The 23,747-nt window shown below is 48.0% G+C and carries 24 protein-coding genes; 2 read left to right on the top strand and 22 right to left on the bottom strand.

What is annotated here, in order from left to right:
- Positions 1-27 precede the first annotated feature (27 nt).
- The 3 genes from HMPREF1548_RS09705 to HMPREF1548_RS09715 are packed head-to-tail and all read right to left on the bottom strand — an operon-like array spanning position 28 to position 4,017.
- Complete coding sequence (locus HMPREF1548_RS09705) at positions 28-1,761, bottom strand: ABC transporter ATP-binding protein (RefSeq protein WP_021635848.1); 1,734 nt, start codon at positions 1,759-1,761, stop codon at positions 28-30.
- The gene (locus HMPREF1548_RS09710) at positions 1,751-3,499 is read right to left on the bottom strand and encodes an ABC transporter ATP-binding protein (protein ID WP_021635849.1); all 1,749 of its coding nucleotides are present in this window, start codon (positions 3,497-3,499) and stop codon (positions 1,751-1,753) included. Before HMPREF1548_RS09710 ends, HMPREF1548_RS09705 begins: the two co-directional genes overlap by 11 nt.
- A gap of 2 nt (positions 3,500-3,501) precedes the next feature.
- On the bottom strand, positions 3,502-4,017 hold the full coding sequence (locus HMPREF1548_RS09715; RefSeq protein ID WP_021635850.1) for a MarR family winged helix-turn-helix transcriptional regulator: 516 nt from the start codon (positions 4,015-4,017) through the stop codon (positions 3,502-3,504).
- Positions 4,018-4,209: 192 nt separating this feature from the next.
- Between HMPREF1548_RS09715 and HMPREF1548_RS09720 the strand changes: the two genes are divergently transcribed.
- Positions 4,210-5,277: a hypothetical protein gene (locus tag HMPREF1548_RS09720; RefSeq protein ID WP_035321662.1), complete on the top strand. Its 1,068-nt coding sequence runs from the start codon at positions 4,210-4,212 to the stop codon at positions 5,275-5,277.
- Between the two features lie 92 nt (positions 5,278-5,369).
- On the opposite strand, the gene HMPREF1548_RS09725 is transcribed toward HMPREF1548_RS09720, so the two are convergent.
- The 3 genes from HMPREF1548_RS09725 to HMPREF1548_RS09735 all read right to left on the bottom strand — a co-directional run bounded on the left by HMPREF1548_RS09725 (position 5,370) and on the right by HMPREF1548_RS09735 (position 8,705).
- Positions 5,370-6,398 carry a dipeptidase gene (locus HMPREF1548_RS09725; RefSeq protein WP_021635852.1) on the bottom strand — a complete coding sequence of 343 codons (1,029 nt, stop codon included), beginning with the start codon at positions 6,396-6,398 and terminating at the stop codon, positions 5,370-5,372.
- A gap of 258 nt (positions 6,399-6,656) precedes the next feature.
- Entirely contained in the window at positions 6,657-7,604 is a 948-nt protein-coding gene (locus HMPREF1548_RS09730) for a prolipoprotein diacylglyceryl transferase (RefSeq protein ID WP_051358356.1), read from the bottom strand.
- Positions 7,605-7,742: 138 nt separating this feature from the next.
- Positions 7,743-8,705, bottom strand: a complete 963-nt coding sequence (locus tag HMPREF1548_RS09735; protein ID WP_021635854.1) for an MraY family glycosyltransferase — start codon at positions 8,703-8,705, stop codon at positions 7,743-7,745.
- 167 nt (positions 8,706-8,872) lie between these two features.
- Between HMPREF1548_RS09735 and HMPREF1548_RS09740 the strand changes: the two genes are divergently transcribed.
- Positions 8,873-9,667: a PHP domain-containing protein gene (locus HMPREF1548_RS09740; protein ID WP_025489767.1), complete on the top strand. Its 795-nt coding sequence runs from the start codon at positions 8,873-8,875 to the stop codon at positions 9,665-9,667.
- A gap of 52 nt (positions 9,668-9,719) precedes the next feature.
- On the opposite strand, the gene HMPREF1548_RS09745 is transcribed toward HMPREF1548_RS09740, so the two are convergent.
- The 16 genes from HMPREF1548_RS09745 to pyrH all read right to left on the bottom strand — a co-directional run bounded on the left by HMPREF1548_RS09745 (position 9,720) and on the right by pyrH (position 23,738).
- Positions 9,720-10,190: a threonine/serine exporter family protein gene (locus HMPREF1548_RS09745; protein WP_021635856.1), complete on the bottom strand. Its 471-nt coding sequence runs from the start codon at positions 10,188-10,190 to the stop codon at positions 9,720-9,722.
- The gene (locus HMPREF1548_RS09750) at positions 10,187-11,029 is read right to left on the bottom strand and encodes a threonine/serine exporter family protein (RefSeq protein ID WP_021635857.1); all 843 of its coding nucleotides are present in this window, start codon (positions 11,027-11,029) and stop codon (positions 10,187-10,189) included. The genes HMPREF1548_RS09745 and HMPREF1548_RS09750 overlap by 4 nt, the downstream gene beginning before the upstream one ends.
- A gap of 15 nt (positions 11,030-11,044) precedes the next feature.
- Positions 11,045-11,224 (bottom strand): DUF6472 family protein, encoded by a 180-nt coding sequence (locus tag HMPREF1548_RS09755; RefSeq protein ID WP_021635858.1) that lies wholly within the window; start codon positions 11,222-11,224, stop codon positions 11,045-11,047.
- Positions 11,225-11,270: 46 nt separating this feature from the next.
- Complete coding sequence (locus tag HMPREF1548_RS09760; RefSeq protein WP_021635859.1) at positions 11,271-12,032, bottom strand: nitroreductase family protein; 762 nt, start codon at positions 12,030-12,032, stop codon at positions 11,271-11,273.
- Between the two features lie 52 nt (positions 12,033-12,084).
- Entirely contained in the window at positions 12,085-13,719 is a 1,635-nt protein-coding gene (locus HMPREF1548_RS09765) for an amidohydrolase (protein ID WP_021635860.1), read from the bottom strand.
- A 310-nt stretch (positions 13,720-14,029) separates the two neighbouring features.
- Complete coding sequence (locus tag HMPREF1548_RS09770; protein WP_021635861.1) at positions 14,030-14,632, bottom strand: ATP-dependent Clp protease proteolytic subunit; 603 nt, start codon at positions 14,630-14,632, stop codon at positions 14,030-14,032.
- The gene (locus HMPREF1548_RS09775) at positions 14,629-15,051 is read right to left on the bottom strand and encodes a helix-turn-helix domain-containing protein (protein WP_021635862.1); all 423 of its coding nucleotides are present in this window, start codon (positions 15,049-15,051) and stop codon (positions 14,629-14,631) included. Before HMPREF1548_RS09775 ends, HMPREF1548_RS09770 begins: the two co-directional genes overlap by 4 nt.
- Before the next feature lie 203 nt (positions 15,052-15,254).
- The gene (locus tag HMPREF1548_RS09780; RefSeq protein ID WP_021635863.1) at positions 15,255-15,890 is read right to left on the bottom strand and encodes a CatB-related O-acetyltransferase; all 636 of its coding nucleotides are present in this window, start codon (positions 15,888-15,890) and stop codon (positions 15,255-15,257) included.
- Between the two features lie 169 nt (positions 15,891-16,059).
- Positions 16,060-17,349, bottom strand: coding sequence for an aspartate aminotransferase type Ic (locus tag HMPREF1548_RS09785; protein ID WP_025489761.1), 1,290 nt, complete (start codon positions 17,347-17,349; stop codon positions 16,060-16,062).
- A 470-nt stretch (positions 17,350-17,819) separates the two neighbouring features.
- Complete coding sequence (locus tag HMPREF1548_RS09790) at positions 17,820-18,356, bottom strand: RNA 2'-phosphotransferase (protein ID WP_035321663.1); 537 nt, start codon at positions 18,354-18,356, stop codon at positions 17,820-17,822.
- A 93-nt stretch (positions 18,357-18,449) separates the two neighbouring features.
- Positions 18,450-19,490, bottom strand: a complete 1,041-nt coding sequence (rseP, locus tag HMPREF1548_RS09795; RefSeq protein WP_021635867.1) for an RIP metalloprotease RseP — start codon at positions 19,488-19,490, stop codon at positions 18,450-18,452.
- A 14-nt stretch (positions 19,491-19,504) separates the two neighbouring features.
- Entirely contained in the window at positions 19,505-20,653 is a 1,149-nt protein-coding gene (gene dxr, locus HMPREF1548_RS09800; RefSeq protein ID WP_025489758.1) for a 1-deoxy-D-xylulose-5-phosphate reductoisomerase, read from the bottom strand.
- A gap of 98 nt (positions 20,654-20,751) precedes the next feature.
- Positions 20,752-21,579: a phosphatidate cytidylyltransferase gene (locus HMPREF1548_RS09805; RefSeq protein WP_021635869.1), complete on the bottom strand. Its 828-nt coding sequence runs from the start codon at positions 21,577-21,579 to the stop codon at positions 20,752-20,754.
- Positions 21,580-21,659: 80 nt separating this feature from the next.
- On the bottom strand, positions 21,660-22,367 hold the full coding sequence (gene uppS / locus HMPREF1548_RS09810) for an undecaprenyl pyrophosphate synthase (protein WP_021635870.1): 708 nt from the start codon (positions 22,365-22,367) through the stop codon (positions 21,660-21,662).
- Between the two features lie 97 nt (positions 22,368-22,464).
- The gene (gene frr / locus HMPREF1548_RS09815) at positions 22,465-23,016 is read right to left on the bottom strand and encodes a ribosome recycling factor (protein ID WP_021635871.1); all 552 of its coding nucleotides are present in this window, start codon (positions 23,014-23,016) and stop codon (positions 22,465-22,467) included.
- A 20-nt stretch (positions 23,017-23,036) separates the two neighbouring features.
- The gene (gene pyrH / locus HMPREF1548_RS09820; protein WP_353612047.1) at positions 23,037-23,738 is read right to left on the bottom strand and encodes a UMP kinase; all 702 of its coding nucleotides are present in this window, start codon (positions 23,736-23,738) and stop codon (positions 23,037-23,039) included.
- Positions 23,739-23,747: the final 9 nt, after the last annotated feature.

The raw sequence follows: 23,747 nt of genomic DNA on the forward strand, positions 1-23,747 counted from the left end.
CTCACCTCCTGCTTTCCTTTTACATCGTCAGTTTAACATATCTTCGTTTTCCCAGCCACCCTTTTTCCCGTCCACACGGAATCTTCTGTCGCCCGTCTGCTGATACAGGCGGTGTGATATGGAAATTACAGTACGCCGTTTTGATGCCTCCTGCAGCGCTGCCAGGACTTTTTTTTCGGTAACTGAATCCAGATTGGCGGTAATTTCGTCCAGCAAAAGTATAGCCGGATCAGCCGCTACCGCTCTTGCAATGGACAGCAGCTGCAGCTGTCCCTGAGAGAACAGGCCGGGCTTGTAAGGAGTATCCCAGCCCTTTTCCAAAGCATTGACAGATTCCCACAGGCCTGCTGTTTTCAGCGCTTTTTCTATCTGTTCCGCGGAAATATCCGGGCTTTTAAGCGTAATCTGATCTGCTATGGTACCTGGAATTACGGGAAAGGACTGCTCCACATATCCGAAAAGCTTTCTTTTCTGCCTGTCCGGAATCTGATCCGCGTCCATTCCGAATATCCTTATCCGGCCGCTCCGGGGGCGGTACAACCCCAGCAAAAGCTTGAAAATTGTACTTTTCCCCGCGCCGGTGCGGCCGATAAGAGTTACATTCTCTCCGGGCATCACCGTCAAATCCACGTCATGAAGTATTTCCTGTTCCCTTTCATAGCCAAAGCTTACCTTATCAAGCTCCGCCGCAGGCATATTGGTTCCGGCGCCAGGGGGTGCGCCGAAGTGGGCGGAATAACTGTTTTGGATATTCCGGAGCTTTGGCAGTTCTATATCCTCCGGCGGCATTTTCCGTTCTTCTTCCCGCAGGAATTCATTAATTCTGTACACGCCGGCCACCGCAGACTGAATATTCTGTATTTCCATGCCGATGCTTTCCAATGGTTCGAATACTTTTCCCACATAGGCGATAACCGCGACCGCCGTTCCGGCAGACATACCGAAAAAAGCCTGCATCGCTCCCCCTTTTGCAGCAAAAATCATCATAACCGCAATCAATACCGAGCTTATCGTAATGACTATCGGAGAATAGACTGCGTCATAGAAATTGGCTTTTTCCACCGCATGGTAGCTTTGCTGTATATAGCTGCCGTACTTTTTTTCCATAAAAGCTTCTTTATGGAAGGAACGGATCATTCTGATATTTTTTATCGTTTCCGGCACATGATTATTCGCCCGTCCAACCGCCGCCCGGTTGACCAGCTGGGCGGAAAGCATACGCTTCTGAAACAGGCGCGTCAACACATATAAAAGCGGGGTAACGAGCATCATCAGGATTCCCAGGCCTTTGCTTTTAACGAAAATAACGGCAAGAATACTGATTACCTTACATAGATCTGCGGCCATGCCGATTATTCCGGAGGTAAAGAGCGCCTCCACCGTATCTACGTCATTAACAAAACGGGAAGTCGTAACGCCGGGTTCGTTCTTCTGGAAATAAGCGGCAGGAAGCCTGGAAAGCTTGGCACACATCTCATGGCGCAGCCTCCGGGTAATCTTCTGCCCGAAAACCGTAATCAGGCTTTCTTTGGATGCGTCAAAGAGGCCGGCGGCAGTCAGGAGAAAAAAATAGAAAAATACAAGGAACGTCGAAAAGGTCCTGCCTTCTGTCAGCCGGTTAATCAATGTCTCCAGAACCAGCGGCGGTAAGATTCCCAGAATAGTCGCTCCTGCAATTGTAAACAGTAGGCCGGCGGTAAGCAAGGAATGTTCTCTTATCGTAACCAGAGCGGAGGAAAATACCGGGCTTCTATGCTTCATGGTGTCCGCCTCCCTTCTCCTGCATCCGATATAAATCGGCATAATCAGCGTTCGTTCTCATCAGCTCCTCATGGCAGGATACGGTAACCCTGCCATCGGACATCCAGAGCACCTGATTCAGTTCAGGAAAAAGCGCCAGCCTGTGTGTCAGAAGAAGGACAATGCTGTCGCGGGCCAATTCCCTTAGATTTTTCATAATTTCTTTTTCCGTTTCTGTGTCCACTGCGGAAAAAGGATCATCCAGTATCATTACCGGCTTTCTGTGGCAGAGCGTCCTTGCCAGTGCGATTCTCGCCTGCTGTCCTCCCGACAGACGCACACCGCCGTTTCCCACAAGCGTATGTATTCCATCCGGCATTTTGGCAGTTTCTTCTTCCATACGGACCGCACGCAGATATTTTAGTGCATTTTCTTCATCGCCCAGCAGGATATTTTCTTCAATATCCGCACTGATAAGCTCCGGCTGATGTCCCATGTATCCTACCATGCCGCTGAGCTCCTCCTGCGTCATTCCGGACAGTTCCCGCCCGCCAATACGGATGCTTCCCTGGTAAGCGGACTCCTGAAGGAACACTCTTCCCAGGGTGGATTTTCCGCAGGCGACCGGACCAGTTACGCCAATGATTTCACCCGGGCCGGCTGAGAAGGAAACCTCCTGAAAGACCGGAGGGCCGCCCTGGTAGGAAAAGGACAGTCCGGATACCACAAGACCCGCCGGCTTCCCTGCTGTTATATCCTGTTCCGGCTCCGCATCCTGCATAAAAGGCTGAATCCGTTTCCATGACACCTGTGCCTTCTGCACCGAATTAAACAGCTTGGCCGCCTTGGAGGATTTGGCAGCCAGCTTGGTAAAGCAGGAAAGAAATGTGGTAAATGCCGCGATGTCCCAGGCGGTCCAGCCGCTGCCCAGCACATTTTTGCCGCCAAACCACAGAATAAAAACAGCTCCCATCATGGATATGATCTGATACAAAGGCTGCATGGCGTTTTCCCAGATATTCGCACTCACTGCTTTTTTCTCATAATCAGCAAGGCAGATTTCATAGTCGGCATTCCTGTTCTCGTCCTGTCCGTAGACCCGGTAGGTCAATGCGTTTTCCACACGATCAAGCGTGGCCTCATTCAAACGCCCTGCGCTTTCCTTTCCGGCCGCAGCACAGCGTGATACTGTCTTTTTCAGCTTCTCCGCAATGAAATATGCGGCCGGAGGAAAACACATGGAAAGCAATGTAAGGCGCCAGTCATAAATAAACAGCATAACGAGATAAGCCGCCATGACCACGCCCGTGTCAAAAATTTCCGTCGTGAATTTCCTCATCCCTTCCACACAGACATCCACATCGGAAATCGCTCTGGTCATCATGGCGCCTGCGCTTTCCTTCTCCAGCTCTTCTTTTTTCTTATGCACCAGGCTGCGGTAAAGGACCTGCTTCATGTCCCGGTTAATATGGTTTGCAAACCGCCTGACAAACAGCCGTTTCATATAACGCATGGTCTGCACCACAAGGATAACGGCCACATAGAGCAATGCCAGCCCCACCATATCCGCAAAAACTTTTTTCCCCAGAATAATATCACACAGACGCTGAGCCAGCTGACCTTCAAACCAGGGGCCTGCCGTCATACCCACGTTGTAAAAAATACCGGTGACCGTTATGACGGCCAACGTCCATTTTTCCATATGAAAATAGGTCGCAATCCGCTCCGGCTTTTCAATTCTCCGAGAATCCCCCTCCATGCTCAGTCCTCCTCCCCGCCGGAAAGCGTTTCCGGTCCGGGATGCTCCGCTTGTCCCCCTTCATCCTTCAGCCGTTTTGTAACATGGGGAAAGCCATTTCTGCTTTCTGTTTTGGAACGCAGGTAAAGAAGCTCAAGAATCTGTAAAAAATCCGCTTTCTCCTGTTCCGGCAGTTCCTCTATAAGCCATTCATAAAAAGCGGCTTCCACCGAGGACTTGGAATTTTTAAGAGTATCCGCCTTATCAGTGGCGTAAAGCAGCTGGCTCCGGCCGTCTGCAGGGTTTCCTCTCCGGATAAGATATCCTTTCTGTTCCAGGCTCGCCACCCTCCTTGCCACCGCGCCCTTATCCATGTTCAAACGACAGCTGATTTCCTTCTGGGAAATCCCAGGCTCATGTCTTACCAGATGAATCAGATCAAATTCTCCCGTCCCAATACCTGACTCCCTCATTGTATGCAAAGTCAGTTTATTTACTTCTCTTGCGATTTTAGTGATTTGCCTTTTTGTTGCATCCATATTTATCCTCTTGATTAGTACTATTTTTTAAGAGTAAAGATATTGCTATAAAGATGTACCATCAACTAAATAGATGATAGTACATCTTTCTCTTTAAAGCAACAAAATTTATTGCAGATATCATATTTGTATGACAAGTATACCTTTCAATGCTATAATCATAATATTGCTTTGCGTTTAAGGAGGATGATTATGTCAGGACGCTGTATGGAAAATCAAAAATTAATAAACGAAAAAACTTTACAGAGATATATTTATGAAATATTAACATATGGCAGCAAGAAGAAATTCTTATCCCTGTTTCCTGAGAAATTTAAGGGATTAGCACAGAAAAAAGTCAAGGTTATAATTCCTGAATATCCTGTTTCCTATAATGGACACAATAAACACATTACGGATTTCCGTATAATATTTACTGACCTTTCTTACCTTAATATCGAAGTTGAATGGCAGGTATCAAGATTTAATCATGGTAAAGAAGTTTATGATTATGCCTACAGCGGCACGAAGGGATTTATACTGGTTGTCAGTAATGATCGAAAAGCTGATTCCTTCATAGATTCGGATAATATATCTGTATTGGATGCTATTGATTTTTCTTACTGGTTTCTAAAAAAAGCAAAACATATAGTAGATGGCACAATAGGTAATTATCTCTCAGAGTATGAATCAAGAGCAAGTAAATGCTGGCTCATCTTTCTTCCTTCTGCTGGCCGAAACGATGGTGACAGTCTGAATGATTATGTACTGCGTGGACGCAGCAAGGGAGTATGGGCCTTCAGATACAGTAATGCACAGACTGTTATGAAAAATATTCTGGACATAACAGCAGGGGATACTGTAATTTTTGCTTATAATTTTAAATATGGAGAAGGAGTGAAGGGAAGGCAATTATATCCTGAAACAGAATGGAAATTTACAGGTTTAGATATTTTAAAAGTAAAAAAAGGGTATTATTGTGATTTAAGTGATGATACATTTGAAATTGAAGAGTGGACGCGGCTTCCAGAGGAAGATAAAATAAATTCCAAGCGTTATATGCATTACTTTCAGTATTTATTTCCTCCTGCAGATAATAATGAAAAATATTTTACCAGCAGCAAACTTCCTGTAACCCTTCGTAATGATTCTTCTACTCTCCCAGGGTGGTATGAATTTATTGAAAGTCTTCGTTGGTCCTGCTCTAATCAGGGCGCTCCTGCTGAATTATCTGATGAAGCAATGAATGCTTTATATTGTATTATTGGTGACGTCAATTAAATTTATGAAAATAACTAACTATGAAAGCAGAAGACATATGGGCAAAAACCTTCATATATCTTCTGCTTATTTTTATAAATCCTGTAAGATACTTATCCCAGCACCTCTTTATACACCCTCAGTACATTCCCGGAAAGAATCTTATCAATCTCAGATGCGCGGAAGCCTCCCTTTTCAAATGCGTCCACAAGCAACGGCATACAGGAAGCATCCGGCAGCTCATCATGCGTCTTGATCCCGTCAAAATCAGTTCCAAGACCGAGGCAGTCAATCCCTCCCACCTTCACAATGTGCTTCGCATGCTCTACAATCGAGTCAATCGAACCATAGGTAGCCTCGCCATCCGGAACGTCGGTCAGAAATGCAGGGCAAAAATTAAGACCTGTCACACCGCCTTTTTCCGCCAGAAGGCGGATCATATCATCCGTCAGGTTCCTCACCCAGCTGCAGACGGAACGGGCGTTGGAATGGCTGGCGACAAAAGGTTTTTTTGAAACACGCAGCACATCCATAAAGCCGGCATCGGACAGGTGGGACACATCAACGATCATGCCCAGCCGCTCCATTTCCTCAACAAAAGCAATCCCGGTCTCCGTCAGCCCCTGCGTAGTATTGGCTTTTCTGAAATCCGGGCGGAAGCTTTCTCTGTCAACTCCCTGTTCCGGCTGTTCCAGATTGGGCCACCCCAGTTCATTGGGATAGTTCCAGGTAAGGGTAAGCATACGGACGCCCAGACGGTATAAATCTCTTAAAAAAGCCGGATTTCCCTTGCAGACGCCGCCCTCCTCAATTGTCAGAACAGAAGACATTTTTCCTGCAGCCCTGTTGTTCTCAATATCCGTATAGGAAAAGGCGGGCAGAATCAAATCTGAATTTTTCCCAATCTCTTCATAATATAAATCGGCCAGCTCCAAAACCTCTTCCAGCGGATTTTCACAGCCGCGAAGATGCACAAATAATGCAAAATTCTGAAAAAGGTAACCACCCTTTTTCATTTTTTCCAGATCAATATGTAATTTGTTGTGTCTTAAGGTATTCTCCCTGATTTCCTCCGGATCACCCTTTCTTCTTATCTCCAGCAGTTCCGATATGGTGTCGCAGTGCATGTCTGCAATTCTCATGTCATATCCTTTCCGCGCATACCTTCCATGCGCCTGTTTTATTTTGGCCGGTAAAAATATCCAATTATTCCCCCGCAGTATGCTGCAAAGCTGAAAAGATACCAGCTTTCATACCACGGTCCTGCAATTCATCTATATTCGTATAGTTCTGCTTCGATTCCAATCCCATATCCGGCAGTTCATTAAAAAGGGACGGCAGCTTAAAAAAACTGTCCGTCCATTCTCAATACTGCCCAAAAACCGTCTGCCGTTCCCGTTCTATTCCTTTCCGGAATCTTCTGCGGCATCCTCCGGCGCATCTTCCTTTTCCGGCTCTGATGTATTATCTGATTCCGGATGTTCATCGTCCGTTTTATTCTCCGCGGCTGAAGCAGCCTCTCCAGCTTCAGCGCTCTCAGGCTCTGCCTGCCAGGCAGTTCCACCAGGGCCGACCCTAAAGGCCTTGACCCCTTTATTGGCGAGCATCTGGGAAACGATTACCAGGATAATGCCTGCAATCAGGGTAAAAATAGCGATAAACTGAGAGGTAGACAGACTGCCTACACTTCCTCTGCCCAGATCTCCCCGGTAAAATTCCAGGATAAAGCGGCCTATACTGTAAAAAATCAGATAAAACGCGCCGACCTGCCCTTCCGCCTTCTTCCTTTTTGCAATATTAATTAGTATAAAAAAGTTTACAAAATTCAGCAGGCTGGATATTTCCTGCGTGGGAATCAGGGCTACGCCGTTCGGTGCAAAATCCGAATGGGTAAAGGTAATTCCCAGAGGACTTTCAGTCTCTCGTCCATAGCAGCAGCCAGCCAGGAAACAGCCGATACGGCCGAAGCCCTGTGCCAGAGCAACGGAAGGCACCGCCAGGTCAAAGTAGGAAAGGAAGTTCACCTTCTTATGCCTGCAGTACAGATATCCGCCCAGAATACCGCCTATCAGGCCGCCGTAAACCACCCAGCCGTTCTGAAGGGAATGCAGGATAAAAGCCGGATCGGCAATAATTTCATCAATTACGGTAATACAGTAAAGTATTTTAGAACCAAGATAACCGAAAATAAGGCACCACAACACCAGCCCGAATATTTTCTCCGGATCCAGCTTCAGCTTCTTTGCCCGGCTTTCCGCCGTCAGATATGCCGCAATGATACCGATTCCTATCATCAGTCCATACCCATAAACAGTAAATGGGCCAATGGAAAATAACTCATTCTTCATATGTTTCTTCCTTCCTTTATGCAGACTATCCATCAGTTACCGGCTTTTTCTTCAAACTGCCAAAAAAGCTTATCTGCTATTCTACCATTCTTCTTCTGACAGCGCAATCTTTTTAAAGGGCAATCTTCCGGCAATCTTTTAAAGGGCAATAAAAATCACTGCCGCTCCCAGCATAATCTGAATGATGGCAAAACGGAACACTGTCTGCGTATTGGACCATTCCCATACCTTCCTGGCCTGATCATGAAGCGGGGTCCTTACCCTGGTAAGGATTCTGATTTTGAGAAAGCGGAGCAGGAAAACCTTCACCAGTCCCAGCCCGCCGTCCAGGATCAGCACAAGAGCTACCGGGATGTACAAAAGAGGGCTTCCTGTTTTCAGCACCGCAATGCTGATAAACAGCCCCATGGCCCGGGATCCGGCATCCCCCATCATCAGCCTGCTGGGCGTGGCATTGTACCACAGATATCCCAGAATGCACACACAGAACAGTAAAATCAGGTAGGAAAAACTATCGCCCCTGCTCTGCAGCAAATCCACCAGATATATTATCATCAGCGTAATAATGGTCAGCGTTCCGGATAATCCGTCCACGCCGTCCGAACAGTTCGTCACATTAATGGACACCCATACGAGCACCACAGTTAGAATGCCAAACAGGACAGGCGGTACGGTTATCGCAGTTCCCGTAAGAAGGATGGTAATATCATTGGAATTAAAGTTAAGGAAGGTTACGGCTACCATAACCGCAATCACCAAATCCAGGAACCCTTTTTTATACTCTCCCCATGGAGTCTTGGCGCAGTCATCAAGAAAACCTGTAATCATCGCCGCTCCTGTAAGTATCAGGTAAATCACCATCTCCCTGTTTACCTGTCCAAAAAGAAGTGCCGCCGCAATAAATACCAGGACAAATAAAAATCCGGCTCCTCTCGGTTTACCGGCGGATTTTTTCCCGTCTACTGCAAATTTCCTTCCCTGATCTCTGGGAAGCATTCCCATTCCCTTCCACATTACGAGGCACGTTGCCGCAAAGGCAAATAAAATCCCAATAAATGCTGTGGTCTTGATTCCGGCTTCTCCGGCGATAAAATTTATCATCTGTTTCAGATACCTTTCTGTAAAGATTGAATGTTCTGGCCATTCTTACATATTCTATCATTAACATGTCCAAAATGGAATGATATATTTCAATAAAAATCGGTTTTGCCCTTTTCAAATCCAACGAAAAAGGCTACAATAATAATGTTAAAGGAGGTATGCCTGTTATGAAAATCGACATGCATTGCCATGTAAAGGAAGGCTCTATTGACAGCAGGGTTTCCATGGAGGAATATATACAGCTTCTTCAGTCAAAAGGCTTCGGCGGCATGGTCATCACAGACCACGACACCTACAACGGTTACCGTTTCTGGAAGAAAAATCTGAAGGATAAAAAATATACGGACTTTAAAGTTTTTAAAGGAATCGAATATGACACCATCGGCGCCGGGCATATTCTTGTTATCGTCCCGGAGACGATCAAGCTGCGCATTCTGGAGCTGCGCGGCCTGCCTCTTAATATCCTGATTTCCATCGTACATTCCTATGGCGGTGTGCTCGGTCCGGCTCATCCCTGCGGGGAAAAATATATGAGCTTCCGCAACACAAGAACCTACCGGCGTGACCCGAAAATTGTGGAACAGTTTGACTTTGTGGAGGTTTTCAACGCGTGTGAGGATGAAGAATCCAATGCAACAGCCTGCCGTCTTGCCGACAAATACCATAAACCAGGCGTAGGCGGAAGCGACTCTCACAAAACCGACTGTGTGGGACTGGCCTATACAGAGGTTCCCGACACGGTGCAGACCGAAACCGACCTTATTAACTGTATCCGTGCACAGGAGGTTATCGGCTGCGGCGGATCGCTCTACCGCAGGACAACCAAGGAACGGATTGGCAAGGTAAATACCGTACTCGTTTATTCCTTCTGGTTCTACAACAAATTTTTCACCCTTGTCAAGACGCATAAGCGCAACAGAAAGCTGAGGGCGGAATATTCGGATCGGGAAGCACAGATTTAGTATCCGTATATCAACTTCATAAAGATCGCTATAAGAGCAGGCTTCAACGGCATCAGCCGTTTTCCCTGCTCTTTTGTGTGCGAAGCTCTTTCCTGTCCCTGCGGACGAAATTAAAAACGCCCTGCGGCAGTTCGAACACACATACAATTCCAAGGACAATGGCAACCGCCGCTTTGACAGCGGCAAAGCCGGCCTCCCCGGCTTCTGTCAGCTGATCCGTCACCATATAAAACGCGGACCAGTAAATACCGGCTCCCGGCACCAGCGGTATGATTCCCGATATCAGAAAAATGGTAACCGGACATTTCTCCCTCACAGCCCCCATCCGGGAAAGGAATATCACCAGCACCGAAGCAAAAAAGGTAGCTTCCGCAGCATTCAGCACCGGCTCCAGAAGACAGTACATCAGCCAACCGGCTCCCCCGATAAGGCCGCAGTAGGGATAATACTTTCTCGGGACGCCGAAAAGCAGGGCAAAAGCCACGGTTCCCAACGCCGCAGCAAGAACCTGAGTTACAATCATAGCAGCATACCTCCCGTCAGCCTGTGATAAACGGTAATGACCACTCCAACCCCCACTGCAATGCAAAGGAATACCAGGATCGCATCCAGCATCCGAACCGCACCGGCAATATAATCCCCGTCCGCAATATCCCGGATGCCGTTCGTGAAGGGGATTCCCGGGACAAGCGGGATAATGGCGCCGATTATCATGTGGTTCAGCGCATCCCCCAGATGGATTTTATACATGAAAATACACAGCAGTGTAACCAGTGCGCCGCCGCCGATATTACCTATAATTTTTGACATCCGCGGCTGGCTCAGTTCCAGCACATACACATACAGGAGGAAACCGGCGATAAACGCCCCCAGGCTGTCCCGGAAGCTTCCGCCGAACATGATGCAGAAGCAGGCGCTGCCTACCGCAGAGGCCAATATCTGCATCTGCTTTGTTTTACGCGGCATATTCTCTATCTGATTTAATTGTTCCCGTACTTCCTCTATCGTATAACGTCCTTCCACAATTTCTCTGGAAAGCTGGTTGACCGCCGCCACCCTGTCCAGCTGCGCTCCCCGCACAGGAATATGGCGCACCTGGGCGTAAACGGATTTCTTCTCATTGCCCGCCGTAATAAAAATACCGTTGCTTAAAATAAAAGCGCTTTCGGATTCCACACCGAAATGATCACACATCCGCGTTATGGTTTCCTCCACTCTGAAAATTTCCGCCCCGTTCTGCAGCAGGATATTCCCCGCCTGCATGGCGCATTCCAGAACCAGGCTCCTTTGGGTATTTTCCGCAGTTTCCTTTTGCGGTATTTGTGATTTTTGTGATGTAACTGCCGTTGCTGTCTCTTCCATTCTTCTGTCTCCCGGCTACATCTGCCTGCGCACAATGCGGTATTCGTCATCCAGCTGAAAATAGGGACAATTGTCAAAGGATGCACTTAAAAAACGCACCATTTCATCCTCGTCCAGATCCATATCACATATGTAGCAGTCATAATCCTCATCAAATTTATAATTGATGCAGCATTCACAGTTTCCCGATGCCATTTTCCATATCCTTTCCTATCCGTTTATAAATAAAAATAATAAAACCTTATTGCTGTCCACCCGCGCCGGCCCATGCATCCAGCATCGCTTTCACAGAGCGGGACATTTCTTCGCTGAAGCTGCAGTTCCACTTCCTTTCGCAGAAAGCACGTAAACGGCGCTCCAACTCCTCTCCATGCCAGTTTTCCTTATCCTCAAGCATTCTGAGCATGTTGTCGGATTTCTGAAGATCATATCTGTTTTCATGGACAATATCCTCCAGTGCAAAACGGGGAGTCTGTTTTCTCGCCGCCTGCTGTGCTGTAGGATAGCCGCCCACCACCATGGCAACCGGCGCCACATAATCCGGCAGCCCCAGCAGCCTGCGGTGCTCCTCATAGTTTTCAAGGATATCCCCGATATAGCAGGTTCCAAGCCCCAGGGCATCCGCGGCGGTTACAGCTGTCTGGGCGGCTATTATGGTATCCTCCGCCGCCAGCAGGAAATCGCCGTAGGAGGGCTTGCGAACCCTCTCCTCCACCTGACAGAACGCCTGATACCATCTTCTGTAATCCGCACAATAGACCAGGACAAGCGGCGCCGTTGCAATAAACGGCTGGTTGTCGCAGGTAACCGCCAGCCTGTCCTTCAGCTTTTGTTCCTTTACATCAATAATTGTATACAACGTCATGTTTCCTGCAGTGGCGGCGCGCAGGGAGGCCTCCAGTATCCGGCGCCTGTCAGCCTCCGCAATCTCCCTCTCCTCAAAAACGCGCACCGATTTTCTTCTCATCAGCAAATCCAGGGTTTCATTTGTATTTTGTTCCACAGTCGTTACATTCCTTTCCGTCCTGATTCTTTTATTATTCCTGAAATTTATTTTATATTTGCCCGTTACTGTCTGCCTGTTGCTTCGTATATCTTACCACACCTTCCTTGATCGTCTCAAGTACACAGATATCGCAGATTTTCCCTGGATCAACAGCCATGGGATTATCACTCAGGATCACCATGTCGGCAAGCTTGCCCTCCTCCAGTGTTCCCTTCCTGTCCTCTTCGAAATAAGCATAGGCTCCGTTGACCGTAACCGCCTGAAGCGCTTCATAAACGCTGACTCTCTGCTCCGGGCCGATTTCAACGCCGTTTCTTGTAATACGATTGACTGCGCACCATACGGTATGAAGCATTTTCGGCTGCACCACAAGGGGATCCTGATGGAAGTTCACCTTCAGCCCACGGTCAAAAGCAGAACGTGCCGGGCTTATCCGGCTTCCCCTCACCCTTCCCAGGTTTTTCAGATGAATATCTCCCCAATAATAGGTATGTGCCACAAAAATGGATGGTATCATGGAGAGCTCAGCCATCCGGTCCAGCTGATCATCACGTACGGTCTGGCAGTGTATCATCACCGGCCGCAGCTGATTTTTATGGGGATTATCGCTTTCCGACAGCGCTTTTTCGTAGAAATCAAGAAACTGCTCCGATGCGGCGTCGCCATTGCAGTGGGCAAGAAGCTGTTCATCTCTGGCTATGGCCTCTTTTGCATATTTGAAAACCTCTTCATCCGTTTTCGCAGGATATCCGCGGTAATCCTTTTCCCCCTCATAAGGGCTGCTCAGCCATGCTGTTTTTCCCTGAGGCGAACCATCAAGCACGATTTTCAAACCGCCGATTTTAAAATGGTTCCGGTAGGTTTTGTCATAATCCGCATATTCCTTCAGCAAATCACCTGTATTATCATCCATGACCGGATAGGAAACCACATCGATAACCAGATTCCCCTGGCTGGCAGCCCGGGCGAAGTTCTTGATATCGCCGGCGCCGGCGGCTCCGTCCTGGCAGGTGGTAATTCCATTTTTAAGATAGGTTTCCTGTGCGCTGACGATCTGCGCGTCCACATCCATTTTCAGCCTGGGAGCCGCAGCCATCAGCATCTGTCCGATGGCTCCCATCTCCTCCGCATAACCGTCAGGCTCCATCGTTCCCGCCACCCGTCCGAATCTCGCCCCTTCGGGATCCGGAGTGCTGCTGCTGATTCCCGCCAGCTTCAGCATGGCGGAATTACCTGCGCCCATATGGCTTGAGGTATGCAGCACATAAATCGGTATTTCTTCAGAAACCCTGTCAAGCACCGATTTATCAGGATGCCGCTGTTCTTTCAGGAAATTATGATCATAACCGAACCCCATGATGATACCATCCGGCCCTATCTGCTTTTCGGCCTGATAGGCCTTCAGTGTTTCTACTATACCATCAAAATCCGTACATTCCGAAAGATCCGCCAGTGACGTAAACTGCGCCACCATGGATATATGTCCGTGGGGATCGATAAAAGACGGCATCAGGGTTTTCCCCTGCAGATCTGTTTCCTCCGCCCCGTCCCCGCAAAGCTTTCTTGCACCCTCCAGGCTGCCTGTATAAATAATTTTTCCGCCTTCCTCCACCAGGCTTTCCACATAATCATTTTCGGCCTTCATTGTGAGAATCGGGCCGCCGTAATATAAGGTTTTCGCCATAATGCCTCCATTCCTGCAGACAGGGCATTTTTTCCTGCCCCGCAATCTGCCAATCCCTGTTATTATACATCTTTTTGCGGATAATATATCTCTTCATCAGTAAAATCGTAACTGTCCAATACCCTCACAGTTACTAAAAATCAAACTTTTTCAATCCTTCAGGCTCAACATACCTATTCTAGCACACTCCCCTGCGGCATGCCACCAGGTTTTATATTAACAGAAATAACAGGAATAAAAACCGGCATAATAAAAAAGCTCCGGTTCCGGATATTTCATCCTTCCCCGAAAGCTTTTCCAGCCGACTGCTTCACTGTATACTTTGGCGCTTTCCTGTGATTATTTTATCTATCAGGCCATATTCCTTAGCCTCCTGGGCTGTCATGAAATGATCCCTGTCCGTATCCCTTTCCACCTCTTCTTCCGTTCTGCCGCAGTTTTGGGCCAGGATACGGTTCAGGCGGCGTTTGCTGCGCTGTATATGCTCCGACATGATTCGGATATCGCTCGCAGGTCCCTGGATGCCGCCGCTTACCGCAGGCTGGTGTATCATGATCTCGGCATTGGGCAGCGCCATCCGCTTTCCCTTCGTCCCTCCGGCAAGAAGGAAGGAACCAAAGCTTGCCGCCAGACCGATGCACAGCGTGCACACATCACATTTGATAAACTGCATGGTGTCATATATGGCAAAGCCGGCCGACACGGATCCGCCCGGACTGTTGATATACAGCTGGATATCCCTTTCCGGATCCTCCGCCTCCAGGTACAAAAGCTGCGCAATAATCAGCTCCGCCGATGCATCGCTCACCTCTTCTCCCAGGAAAATAATCCGATCTGTCAGAAGCTTTGAAAAAATATCATAGCTTCTCTCACCCCGATCATTTTTCTCTATAACATAAGGTACATAACTCATGCGGCAGCCCTCTCTTTCCAGTTGCTGCCCATGAAGGAGCTCTCCGCCCTGTAAAGCCGGTTTTCAATCACAGCCCTTGTTTTCTTCGGATAAAATACGCCGTTTCTCCGATAAATGCCCGGAGCACATTGATATTCCCTGTGAAATGCCAGCGTAAAGGCCTGCTGTGAATTATAGTGAGCCTCATAGGCTATCTCCACAATGGGTTTTTCCGTCTCCACCAGCTGCCTTGCGGCCTCCGTCAGCCTGCGCATCTGAATATATTTATATATGGTACAGCCCGTGACAACTGCGAAAACCCTGTTGATATGGAATTTGGAATAGCCAAGCTTATCCGCTATACTTTCCAGACATAAATCCTCATGCAGATTATCCTCCACGTATGCTGCCACCGCCTCAGCTATCTGTTTTTCGTCCAATGCTGTCGCTCCTTTGCTCTTTTGACTGTAATTATAGCAGGTATCACTCCCACAGTCTTTATATAAAATGACATCTTTTCCTGCGGCGGAGGGAGGTCGTTCACAGTTACTCTACAAACGAGGTGTAATTTTTACATATATTTCCCCAGTTAAAAACCGGGGAAAAAGTAGGATGCTTTCATTCCCCGGCTGTCGTTATTCTGTCAGATATTTTTCAGCTTATCGATACGGCCATTTTGTATCGCTCCGATATTTTCAGCGATTTTCTCCTCCGGCCAATCCCACCACTTCAGCGCAAGAAGTGCGTCAATCGTTTCATCGGGAAAGCGCTTTCTTATGGTTTTTGCCGGAATTCCTCCCACAATGGTATAGGCAGGGACATCCTTTGTCACCACCGCACGGGTGCCGATAACCGCCCCGTCCCCGATGGTCACGCCAGCCATAACCACTGCCTCATAACCGATCCAGACATCATTTCCTATCACAATATCGCCTTTATTGTCCCAGGAAGCGGCGACATCCTTTTTATCAAGTCCCCATTCTTCGAAAAAAAGCGGGAACGGATACGTAGAAAGGGATTTCATACTGTGGTTGGCGCTGTTAAAAAGGAAACGCACCCCGCAGGCCAGCGAACAAAATTTTCCGATGATGAGCCGGTCATGATTTATCGGATAATGATACAATACGTTATTTTCTTCGAACAGAACCGGATCCTTTACGAAATCATTATACATGGTGTAATCCCCTACCGAAATATTCGGATCAGTAATCACCGCTTTTAAGTAAACCGTCTGCCTGTCCCCGGTTCTGGGATATATTTTTTGTTCCGGAATAGTCATTTTAAAATCCTCCTGCTGATTTTTTATTTACCGTTAACTATTCCGGCTGCTGCAATGCAGAGCCTCATAAATCTCACCCCGTTTTATTTATAAATATGCCGGGAATTATGGCATTCCATATTTCCCGGCAAAAATTTTTATTTGCAGCAAATGTCTGGCTGCATCACAATTACTGTTTACTTTCCAAAATTTTATCAATACTTACCAGCTTTACACAAAGGACAAAAAGCTTTGTCGCCTGGATCAGCTCATCCATAGGAGGGAATGACGGCGCAATACGGATATTGCTGTCATGAGGATCCCTGCCGTAAGGATAGGTTGCGCCGGCACCGGTCATTACCACACCGGCTTCCTTAGCTTTCGCCACAATTGCCCTGGCACAGCCGTCCAGCGCATCAAAGGAAATGAAATAACCTCCCTTGGGCTTTAACCAGGAACCGATTTCCAGTCCATCAAGCTCCTGTTCAAGGATATTCAGAACTGCTTCGAACTTGGGACGCATAACAGCCGCATGCTTCATCATATGTGATTTGATGCCGTCCAGGTTCTTAAAATATCTCACGTGGCGCAGCTGATTCAGCTTATCGTGTCCGATTGTCTGGATGGCCATCTGCTTTTTAATATCCTTCAGGTTATTATAGGAAGCGGAAATTGCCGCAACACCGGATCCGGGGAAGCTGATTTTGGAAGTGGAGCTGAATTTGTATACCATATCCGGATTTCCGGCCTTCTCACATTCCTCCAGAATCTCCAGAATCGTATCCTGGTCATCCTCATAAAGATGATGTACATTATACGCATTGTCCCAGTAAATCCGGAAATCCTCTGCCGCGGGCTTCAGCCTTGCAAAACGGCGGACCGTTTCATCAGAATAGGTAATGCCCTGAGGATTAGAATACTTAGGCACACACCAGATGCCCTTGATCGCCGCGTCCTCGCTTACCAGCTTCTCTACCATATCCATATCCGGCCCTTCGGGGGTCATGGGTACGTTAATCATTTCAATACCAAAATATTCAGTGATGGCAAAATGCCTGTCATAGCCGGGAACCGGGCATAAAAACTTCACCTTATCCAGCTTGCACCAGGGAGTGCTTCCCATCACGCCATGAGTCATGGAACGCGCTACGGTATCATACATAACATTCAGGCTGGAATTTCCATAAATAATGATTTTATCGGCAGGCACCTCAATCAGGTCCGCCAGCAGTTCCTTGGCTTCCTGAATACCGTCGATAACGCCGTAATTTCTGCAGTCAATACCCTCACGGCACTTTAAATCGGTGGTGCTGTTGAGAACATCCATCATTCCCATGGAAATATCAAGCTGCTCAGCTGACGGCTTTCCCCTGGACATATCCAGCTTCAGGCCTAAATCCTGGAATTTTCTGTATTCCGCTTCCAGTTCATTTTTGAGAGTGAGCAGTTCTTCCTTACTTCTGTCTTTGTACGCCTTCATTCCACTTCTCCTTTTCTCCTCATGATTATAAAAAGAAGCTGATTTCATTCAATCAGCCCCCACAACCCAAACAGCGAATCCTGTTTGGCGGTCGACAGCATTTTTTCTTATAATATTATGCACAATTAAGGTGAGTTGTCAAGTGTTTCCGTTTTAACGTGCTAATCTGTGAAAGGGAAATCCGAATGACAAGCCTGTAATTTTCCGAAATAATCAGGATTCAAAACTGTGCCGGCAGAAAATTATGTATAATTTCATAATTCACGCCGCTCCCCATCCGTCAAAAAACGCAATTCATTAAAAATATGTCCTTTTTACCGGGGCAATCTGTAGTAATAGCTGAAATTATACCCCCATCCGGCATCGCCAGGTAATTTTAACGATATTATGAAAAGATTGAAGGAAGAATTCCCTCATACGCCCTCTTACATATAATGGCAGAATGCGCTGCTGTCTCACCGCTTTTTCCCTCAAAAAGAAAGATAGGAGACCGGCACTTTATCCGTCAGCCATACCCCATTTTTAGAAAGGAAGAAACGGAACCCGTCCTGTTGCATTTTCCCCGCATTAACCTTCAGAACCACAGGTTTTCCATGCCGTTTTCCCACCTTTAGCGCTGTTGCTTCGTCCCTTGATAAATGAACATACAAACGGCTCATGGGCCTCAGCCCTTCCTTTTTTATGCTTTCCAAAAAACGCTCAGCGGTTCCATGATATAAAAATTCCGGCGGCTCCGCTTCCGCCAATTCCACATCCACAGGCACGCTGTGTCCCTGATTGGCCCTTATCAAAGTACAGTCTTCATTAAAAGAATACCTTTGCTTCCCATCGGTGCGTACAATCTCTTTCAAAATGTCAAAATCGATTTTGCGCCCCGTATTTCTGATACCCTCAATGAGAGCGTCCACCTCCGCCCAGCCATGCTCATCCAGCTGAATATTGGCAGCCTCCGGTTTATGCCGTAAAACAAGGCTGATGAAGACGCTTAATTTATCTGTTTTTTCCATAAGCCCTCCTATTTTCATAAAAACCACACTAAAATAATCAAGACTCCCTGCCGATGTACCATAGACAGGGAGCCTTCTCCTGTAATATTCCTTTTACCGGAAGAACCGGGAAATATCATTAAACATCACAAATACCATGAGTATCATCAGAACCACAAAGCCGGCGAAATGCACCATGCCTTCCTTTTCAGGAGGAACCGGTTTCCCACGGATCGCTTCGATAATAAGGAATACAAGCCGTCCGCCGTCCAGAGCAGGCAGCGGAAGCAGATTCATCACACCCAGGTTCACGCTCAGAAGCAGCGCAATGTTGATCATATTCAGAATTACCACCCAGATACCGTAAGGCTCCGCCTGTTCCTTCACCTCGCCGATTACCTGCGCCACGCCGATAGGTCCCGATATGTCATCCTTTGTGGCTTTTCCCTGAATCAGCATTCCCAGGCTCTTGATGGTTGCCCGAAGGCTGTAGCGTACCTCATAATAGCTGTATTTGAAAATTCCTGCATTCCGGCAGTCCACGTACTCTCCATAGCCGTTAAAGCCCAGCAGATACCGTCCTTCTTCTTCATTGTATTTGGGTGTCAGGGTAACCGTGTGCTTTTCCCCGTCGCGCAGGAATTCGATGTTCATGGTTTCTCCCGCGCCCACATAGGTATTCAGCCAGATTTCACGGGCTACATAAATACGTTCCCCATTCATTCTGGTAATAAGATCCCCCGGCTGCATCCCTGCTTCCTGTGCCGGATAACCGTCAATCAGACCGTTCAGCACCGGACGGTCGCTGCCCGTATAGCCGACTACAATCATGGCCAGGATATAAGCCAGGATGAAGTTGAAAAAGGGTCCTGCAAACACAGTGGAAATTCTTGCCCAGACACTGGCATTGGGGAAAGCGCCCTCCGACGGAGTCCCTTTGTCAGTATCAAGCCCGTCTTCTCCTTCGAACATACACGCGCCGCCGATAGGAAAAAGGCGCAGTGAATATTCCGTTCCCCCCTTGTTAAAGTGAAGCAGCTTCGGTCCCATGCCCACGCTGAACTCCACTACCGTGATCCCGTTGACCTTCGCCAGAAGGAAATGCCCCAGCTCATGCCCGATCACAATCACTCCAAATATCAGGACAAATAACACAATAGTCAATTGATTCAGTTCTCCTTTATATGCTCAATATATTCGTAAGTCTCTGCCTCAGCCTGTAAAATCTCATTGACATTAGGATTCTCAATTACCCGGTGATGATTCATACATTTTTCAATCAGCTCCGGTATTTCCAGAAAGCCTATGCTGTGATTCAGGAACATCGCCACCGCTTTTTCATTCGCCGCATTGAATACCGTGGGCATGCTCCCGCCCGTGCGCGCCGCCTGCATTCCCAGCTTCAGCCCCGTAAAGACCTCCGTATCAGGCCGTTCAAAGGTAATCTGCCCCAGCTTGAAAAAGTCAACCCGCTCTCCGGCCATCGGCCTTCTTTCCGGATAGAAAAGAGCGTATTGAATCGGAAGCTTCATATCCGGCATTCCCAGCTGCGCAATCACCGCGCCGTCCACATATTCCACCATGGAATGAATGATGCTCTGGGGATGGATGACTACCTGGATGCTGTCCAGCTCCACATCGAAAAGCCAGCGCGCCTCCATCACCTCAAGCGCTTTGTTCACCAGGCTTGCGGAATCTACGGTAATTTTACGGCCCATGGACCAGTTAGGGTGCTTCAGCGCATCCTCCGCCCGCATGCCTGCCAGCTCCTGCCTGCTTCTGCCGCGGAACGGTCCGCCGGAGGCCGTCAGCAGGATTTTGGAAACCTGCTTTTTGTCTTCTCCGTTCATGGACTGAAAAATAGCGCTGTGTTCGCTGTCAACAGGCAGGATGGGAACCTTGTGCTTCTTCGCAAGAGGCATGATCAGATGTCCTGCTGTCACCAGGGTTTCTTTATTAGCCAGAGCTATGGTTTTTCCGCTTTCAATTGCCGCAATTGTGGGACGGATGCCTATCATGCCCACAATTGCCGTCACCAGTATTTCATAGGAAGCATCTGAGGCAAGCGCCAACAGGCCTTCCATGCCAGAAAGAACCTTTACCGGCAAATCCGCCGTGCGGCCGCGCAGCTCCTTCGCTGCTTCTTCACTCCACATAACCGCCAGGGCAGGATGAAACTCCCTGATTTGTTTTTCCATCAGCGCTGCATTGCTGCCCGCCGCAAGCCCCATTACCTGTAAATCCGGATTATCCCTGACGATTTCCAGGGTCTGGGTTCCTATGGATCCGGTTGATCCGAGAATCGCTATTTTTTTCATGCCGTATCCTTTCCCGTAACTTTTTATAACCGTCCGGAAGCTATAGCCGGAAGCCTGAACCACCCGGAAGCCAGAACCGTTACGCCAAGTTACAACTGTTATTCAAAATGTATGAGCAGTATAGCCAGATAATAAATGATAGGCGCCGTAAAAAGAACGCTGTCAAAGCGGTCCATAATACCGCCGTGTCCGGGAATCAGCTTTCCGTAGTCCTTAATGTCATGGTTTCTCTTTATCCCTGAAGCGGCCAGATCCCCCACCTGGGAAATAACTGCTCCCACGCCGCAGATAAGCGCGGCGATCCATGTCACATTCTGATCCGCAAACACTCTTTCCAGCGCAAAATAACCAAAAGCTGCACCCACCAGTGCGGAACCCACGACACCGCCCACGGCCCCTTCAATGGATTTCTTGGGACTGAGCACGGGCGCCAGCTTATGCTTCCCAATAGCCATACCTGTCAGATAAGCGCAGGTATCGCAAATCCACGAACTGATAAAAATCATCCAGACCATGTAAATACCGTTCGGCAGGTTTCGTGTAAGGAAAATAAAGGTAAACAGCACAGGCGCATAAAAAGCGCAGAAAAAAGCCGTCATCACCTGCTCCGCCCTGAACCGGGGAAAAGAAAAAACATAAACGAACATCATTCCCAGAAAAATCAGGGCCAGCATGCCCACCCAGTAAACCGGGTTCTCGGAACCGTATACTACCAGATAATAGAGGACAATGCCTGCATAGCCCACCGCCTCCAGCGCATTGTTCTTTTGTCCCTCTGCGATAACGCCGCAGGCCTTCGTCAGCTCCCGGAAAGCTATCAGGGACAGTATCAGCATCCCCAGTGCGAGTACGCCGTCTCCGGTCAGCAGCAGAACCAGCGCCAGAATCACCAGCACCACGCTGCTCATCAATCTTTTACCAAACATAATTAACCTCCATGATTATCCGCAAAGAAGCCTTGCGCCTCAGCCCGGCCTCTGCCGGTGCTAAAGCGGACCCTTCCGCGCTATACGTCCTTTACCAGCCCGAACCTTCTGTCTCTATGATTATATGCTTCTACGGCTTTCAACAATTCTTCTTTTGTAAAATCAGGCCAGGCAACCGGCGTAAAATAAAACTCCGTATAGGCCAGCTGCCACAGCAGGAAGTTGGAAATCCGCTGTTCATTACAGGTACGGATGAGCAGATCCGGATCAGGCAGCCCTGCGGTATCCAGCGCATTGCTGAAATCCTCCTCCGTCAGCTCCTCCGGATTTATAATTCCCTGCGCGGCTTTCCTGGCCAGCTTCTGCGCAGCTCTGCGGACCTCGTCCCTCCCGCCGTAATTCAATGCGATCTGGAAATGCAGGCCGGTATTGTTCTTCGTCGCTTCCTCCAGCTGATTGATTCTGGAACGGATATCCTCATCCAGCCCTTCCTTGTCACCGATAACACGCACGCACATATTGTTTTTCGCAGCGGTTTTCAGACAGGTCTTCATATAATTGCGCAGAAGGGTCATCAGAGCATCCACTTCGTCCTGGGGACGTTTCCAGTTTTCCGTGGAAAAAGCATAAACCGTCAGGTACTGGATTCCCATCCGGTATGCTTCCTCACAGATTACCTCCACGTTCTTAGCCCCCTGCACATGCCCGTAATTCCTGGGCATCCCCTTGGCCTTGGCCCACCGGCCGTTTCCATCCAATATTATCGCCACATGATTTGGTATGTTCATAATCTGCTATCTCTCCTGTCCTGTTCCTGAAACTGGTAAAAAGGGACAAGCCAAGTAACGCCTGCCCCTCTTATTTCAATTGTAATCCCTGTTTTGTTTAAACGGTCAGGATTTCTTTTGCCTTTTCCTCAACCAGCTTGTCGATTTCCTTTACGTATTTATCGGTCAGCTTCTGAAGGGCTTCCTCAAGCTCCTTGATTTCATCCTCAGAAACATCCTCTTTAGCCAGCTTCTTAAAGGTATCGTTGCCGTCCCTGCGGATATTGCGGACTGCAACCTTGCCTTCCTCGCCTTTCTTCTTTACTTCCTTTACCAGCTCTTTTCTGCGTTCCTCCGTAAGCTCCGGAATTACCAGACGGATAACGCTGCCGTCATTGTTGGGTGTAATTCCCACATCGGATGCCATAATCGCCTTTTCGATCTCTTTAATCAGGGATTTCTCCCAGGGTGAGATCTGGATCATCCTCGGTTCGGGAACCGTGATATTGCCTACCTGCTGAATCGGGGTAGGGCTTCCGTAATAGTTCACTTTAATCTTGTCCAGGATATGGGGATTTGCGCGTCCGGCACGGATTGTTGCAAAATCTGCAGCCAGATATTCATAGGCCTTGCTCATTTTGTTTTCAAACTGCTGTAATTTTTCGTTCATCGATATATCCTCCCTGTTTTTTATACGGTAACCTTGGTTCCGTTAAATTTACCTTTTACTGTATTTACAATGCTGTTTTCTTCATTCAGGCCAAATACCAACATCGGCATTTTATTATCCCTGGCAAGGATGGACGCTGTCATATCCACTACCTGCAGGTTCTTTGCGATGACTTCATCAATGGTCACTTCATCATATTTCTTGGCCGCAGGGTTCTTTTTGGGATCGTCATCATATACGCCGTCAATGGCCTTGGCAAGCAGGATAACCTCGGCTTCCACCTCCACAGCCCGCAGCACAACGCCGGTATCGGTGGAAAAATACGGATGTCCCGTACCACCGGCAAAGAATACAACCATGCCCCTGTCAAAATACTTATTCGCCCTGTCCTTGGAAAAAAGCTTGGTAAAGGAGCCGCATTCAAAAGGTGTCAGCACTGCCGTCTGCATTCCTTCCGCCCTGCATATTTCGGAGACATAAATGCAGTTCATGATGGTTGCCAGCATTCCGATCTGATCCGCTTTTGTCCTGTCAATATTTTCACTGGTGCGTCCTCTCCAGAAATTGCCGCCGCCGATAACAACGCCGACCTGGACGCCTTCCTCCACCAGCTGCTTTATCTGAAGGGCCACCTTTCTTACAGTAGGCTCATGAAAGCCTTGCTTTTCTTCTCCCGCCAGAGCTTCTCCGCTCAATTTCAGTAAAATTCTTTTCATTATAATACGCTCCTA

This window comes from Clostridium sp. KLE 1755 (assembly GCF_000466465.2).
GTDB classification, from domain to species: Bacteria; Bacillota; Clostridia; order Lachnospirales; family Lachnospiraceae; genus Eisenbergiella; species Eisenbergiella porci.

Coding starts and splice junctions, on each gene's coding strand:
- HMPREF1548_RS09750 (WP_021635857.1), bottom strand. CDS start 11,029: ATGGAAGAGACAGCAACGGCAGTTACATCACAAAAATCACAAATACCG.
- dxr (WP_025489758.1), bottom strand. CDS start 20,653: ATGAAAAAAATAGCGATTCTCGGATCAACCGGATCCATAGGAACCCAG.
- HMPREF1548_RS09710 (WP_021635849.1), bottom strand. CDS start 3,499: ATGGAGGGGGATTCTCGGAGAATTGAAAAGCCGGAGCGGATTGCGACC.
- frr (WP_021635871.1), bottom strand. CDS start 23,016: ATGAACGAAAAATTACAGCAGTTTGAAAACAAAATGAGCAAGGCCTAT.
- HMPREF1548_RS09770 (WP_021635861.1), bottom strand. CDS start 14,632: ATGAGTTATGTACCTTATGTTATAGAGAAAAATGATCGGGGTGAGAGA.
- HMPREF1548_RS09720 (WP_035321662.1), top strand. CDS start 4,210: ATGTCAGGACGCTGTATGGAAAATCAAAAATTAATAAACGAAAAAACT.
- uppS (WP_021635870.1), bottom strand. CDS start 22,367: ATGAACATACCAAATCATGTGGCGATAATATTGGATGGAAACGGCCGG.
- HMPREF1548_RS09805 (WP_021635869.1), bottom strand. CDS start 21,579: ATGTTTGGTAAAAGATTGATGAGCAGCGTGGTGCTGGTGATTCTGGCG.
- HMPREF1548_RS09755 (WP_021635858.1), bottom strand. CDS start 11,224: ATGGCATCGGGAAACTGTGAATGCTGCATCAATTATAAATTTGATGAG.
- HMPREF1548_RS09790 (WP_035321663.1), bottom strand. CDS start 18,356: ATGGAAAAAACAGATAAATTAAGCGTCTTCATCAGCCTTGTTTTACGG.
- HMPREF1548_RS09735 (WP_021635854.1), bottom strand. CDS start 8,705: ATGATAAATTTTATCGCCGGAGAAGCCGGAATCAAGACCACAGCATTT.
- HMPREF1548_RS09780 (WP_021635863.1), bottom strand. CDS start 15,890: ATGACTATTCCGGAACAAAAAATATATCCCAGAACCGGGGACAGGCAG.
- HMPREF1548_RS09715 (WP_021635850.1), bottom strand. CDS start 4,017: ATGGATGCAACAAAAAGGCAAATCACTAAAATCGCAAGAGAAGTAAAT.
- HMPREF1548_RS09765 (WP_021635860.1), bottom strand. CDS start 13,719: ATGGCGAAAACCTTATATTACGGCGGCCCGATTCTCACAATGAAGGCC.
- HMPREF1548_RS09745 (WP_021635856.1), bottom strand. CDS start 10,190: ATGATTGTAACTCAGGTTCTTGCTGCGGCGTTGGGAACCGTGGCTTTT.
- HMPREF1548_RS09725 (WP_021635852.1), bottom strand. CDS start 6,398: ATGAGAATTGCAGACATGCACTGCGACACCATATCGGAACTGCTGGAG.
- HMPREF1548_RS09785 (WP_025489761.1), bottom strand. CDS start 17,349: ATGAAGGCGTACAAAGACAGAAGTAAGGAAGAACTGCTCACTCTCAAA.
- HMPREF1548_RS09705 (WP_021635848.1), bottom strand. CDS start 1,761: ATGAAGCATAGAAGCCCGGTATTTTCCTCCGCTCTGGTTACGATAAGA.
- HMPREF1548_RS09730 (WP_051358356.1), bottom strand. CDS start 7,604: ATGAAGAATGAGTTATTTTCCATTGGCCCATTTACTGTTTATGGGTAT.
- HMPREF1548_RS09740 (WP_025489767.1), top strand. CDS start 8,873: ATGAAAATCGACATGCATTGCCATGTAAAGGAAGGCTCTATTGACAGC.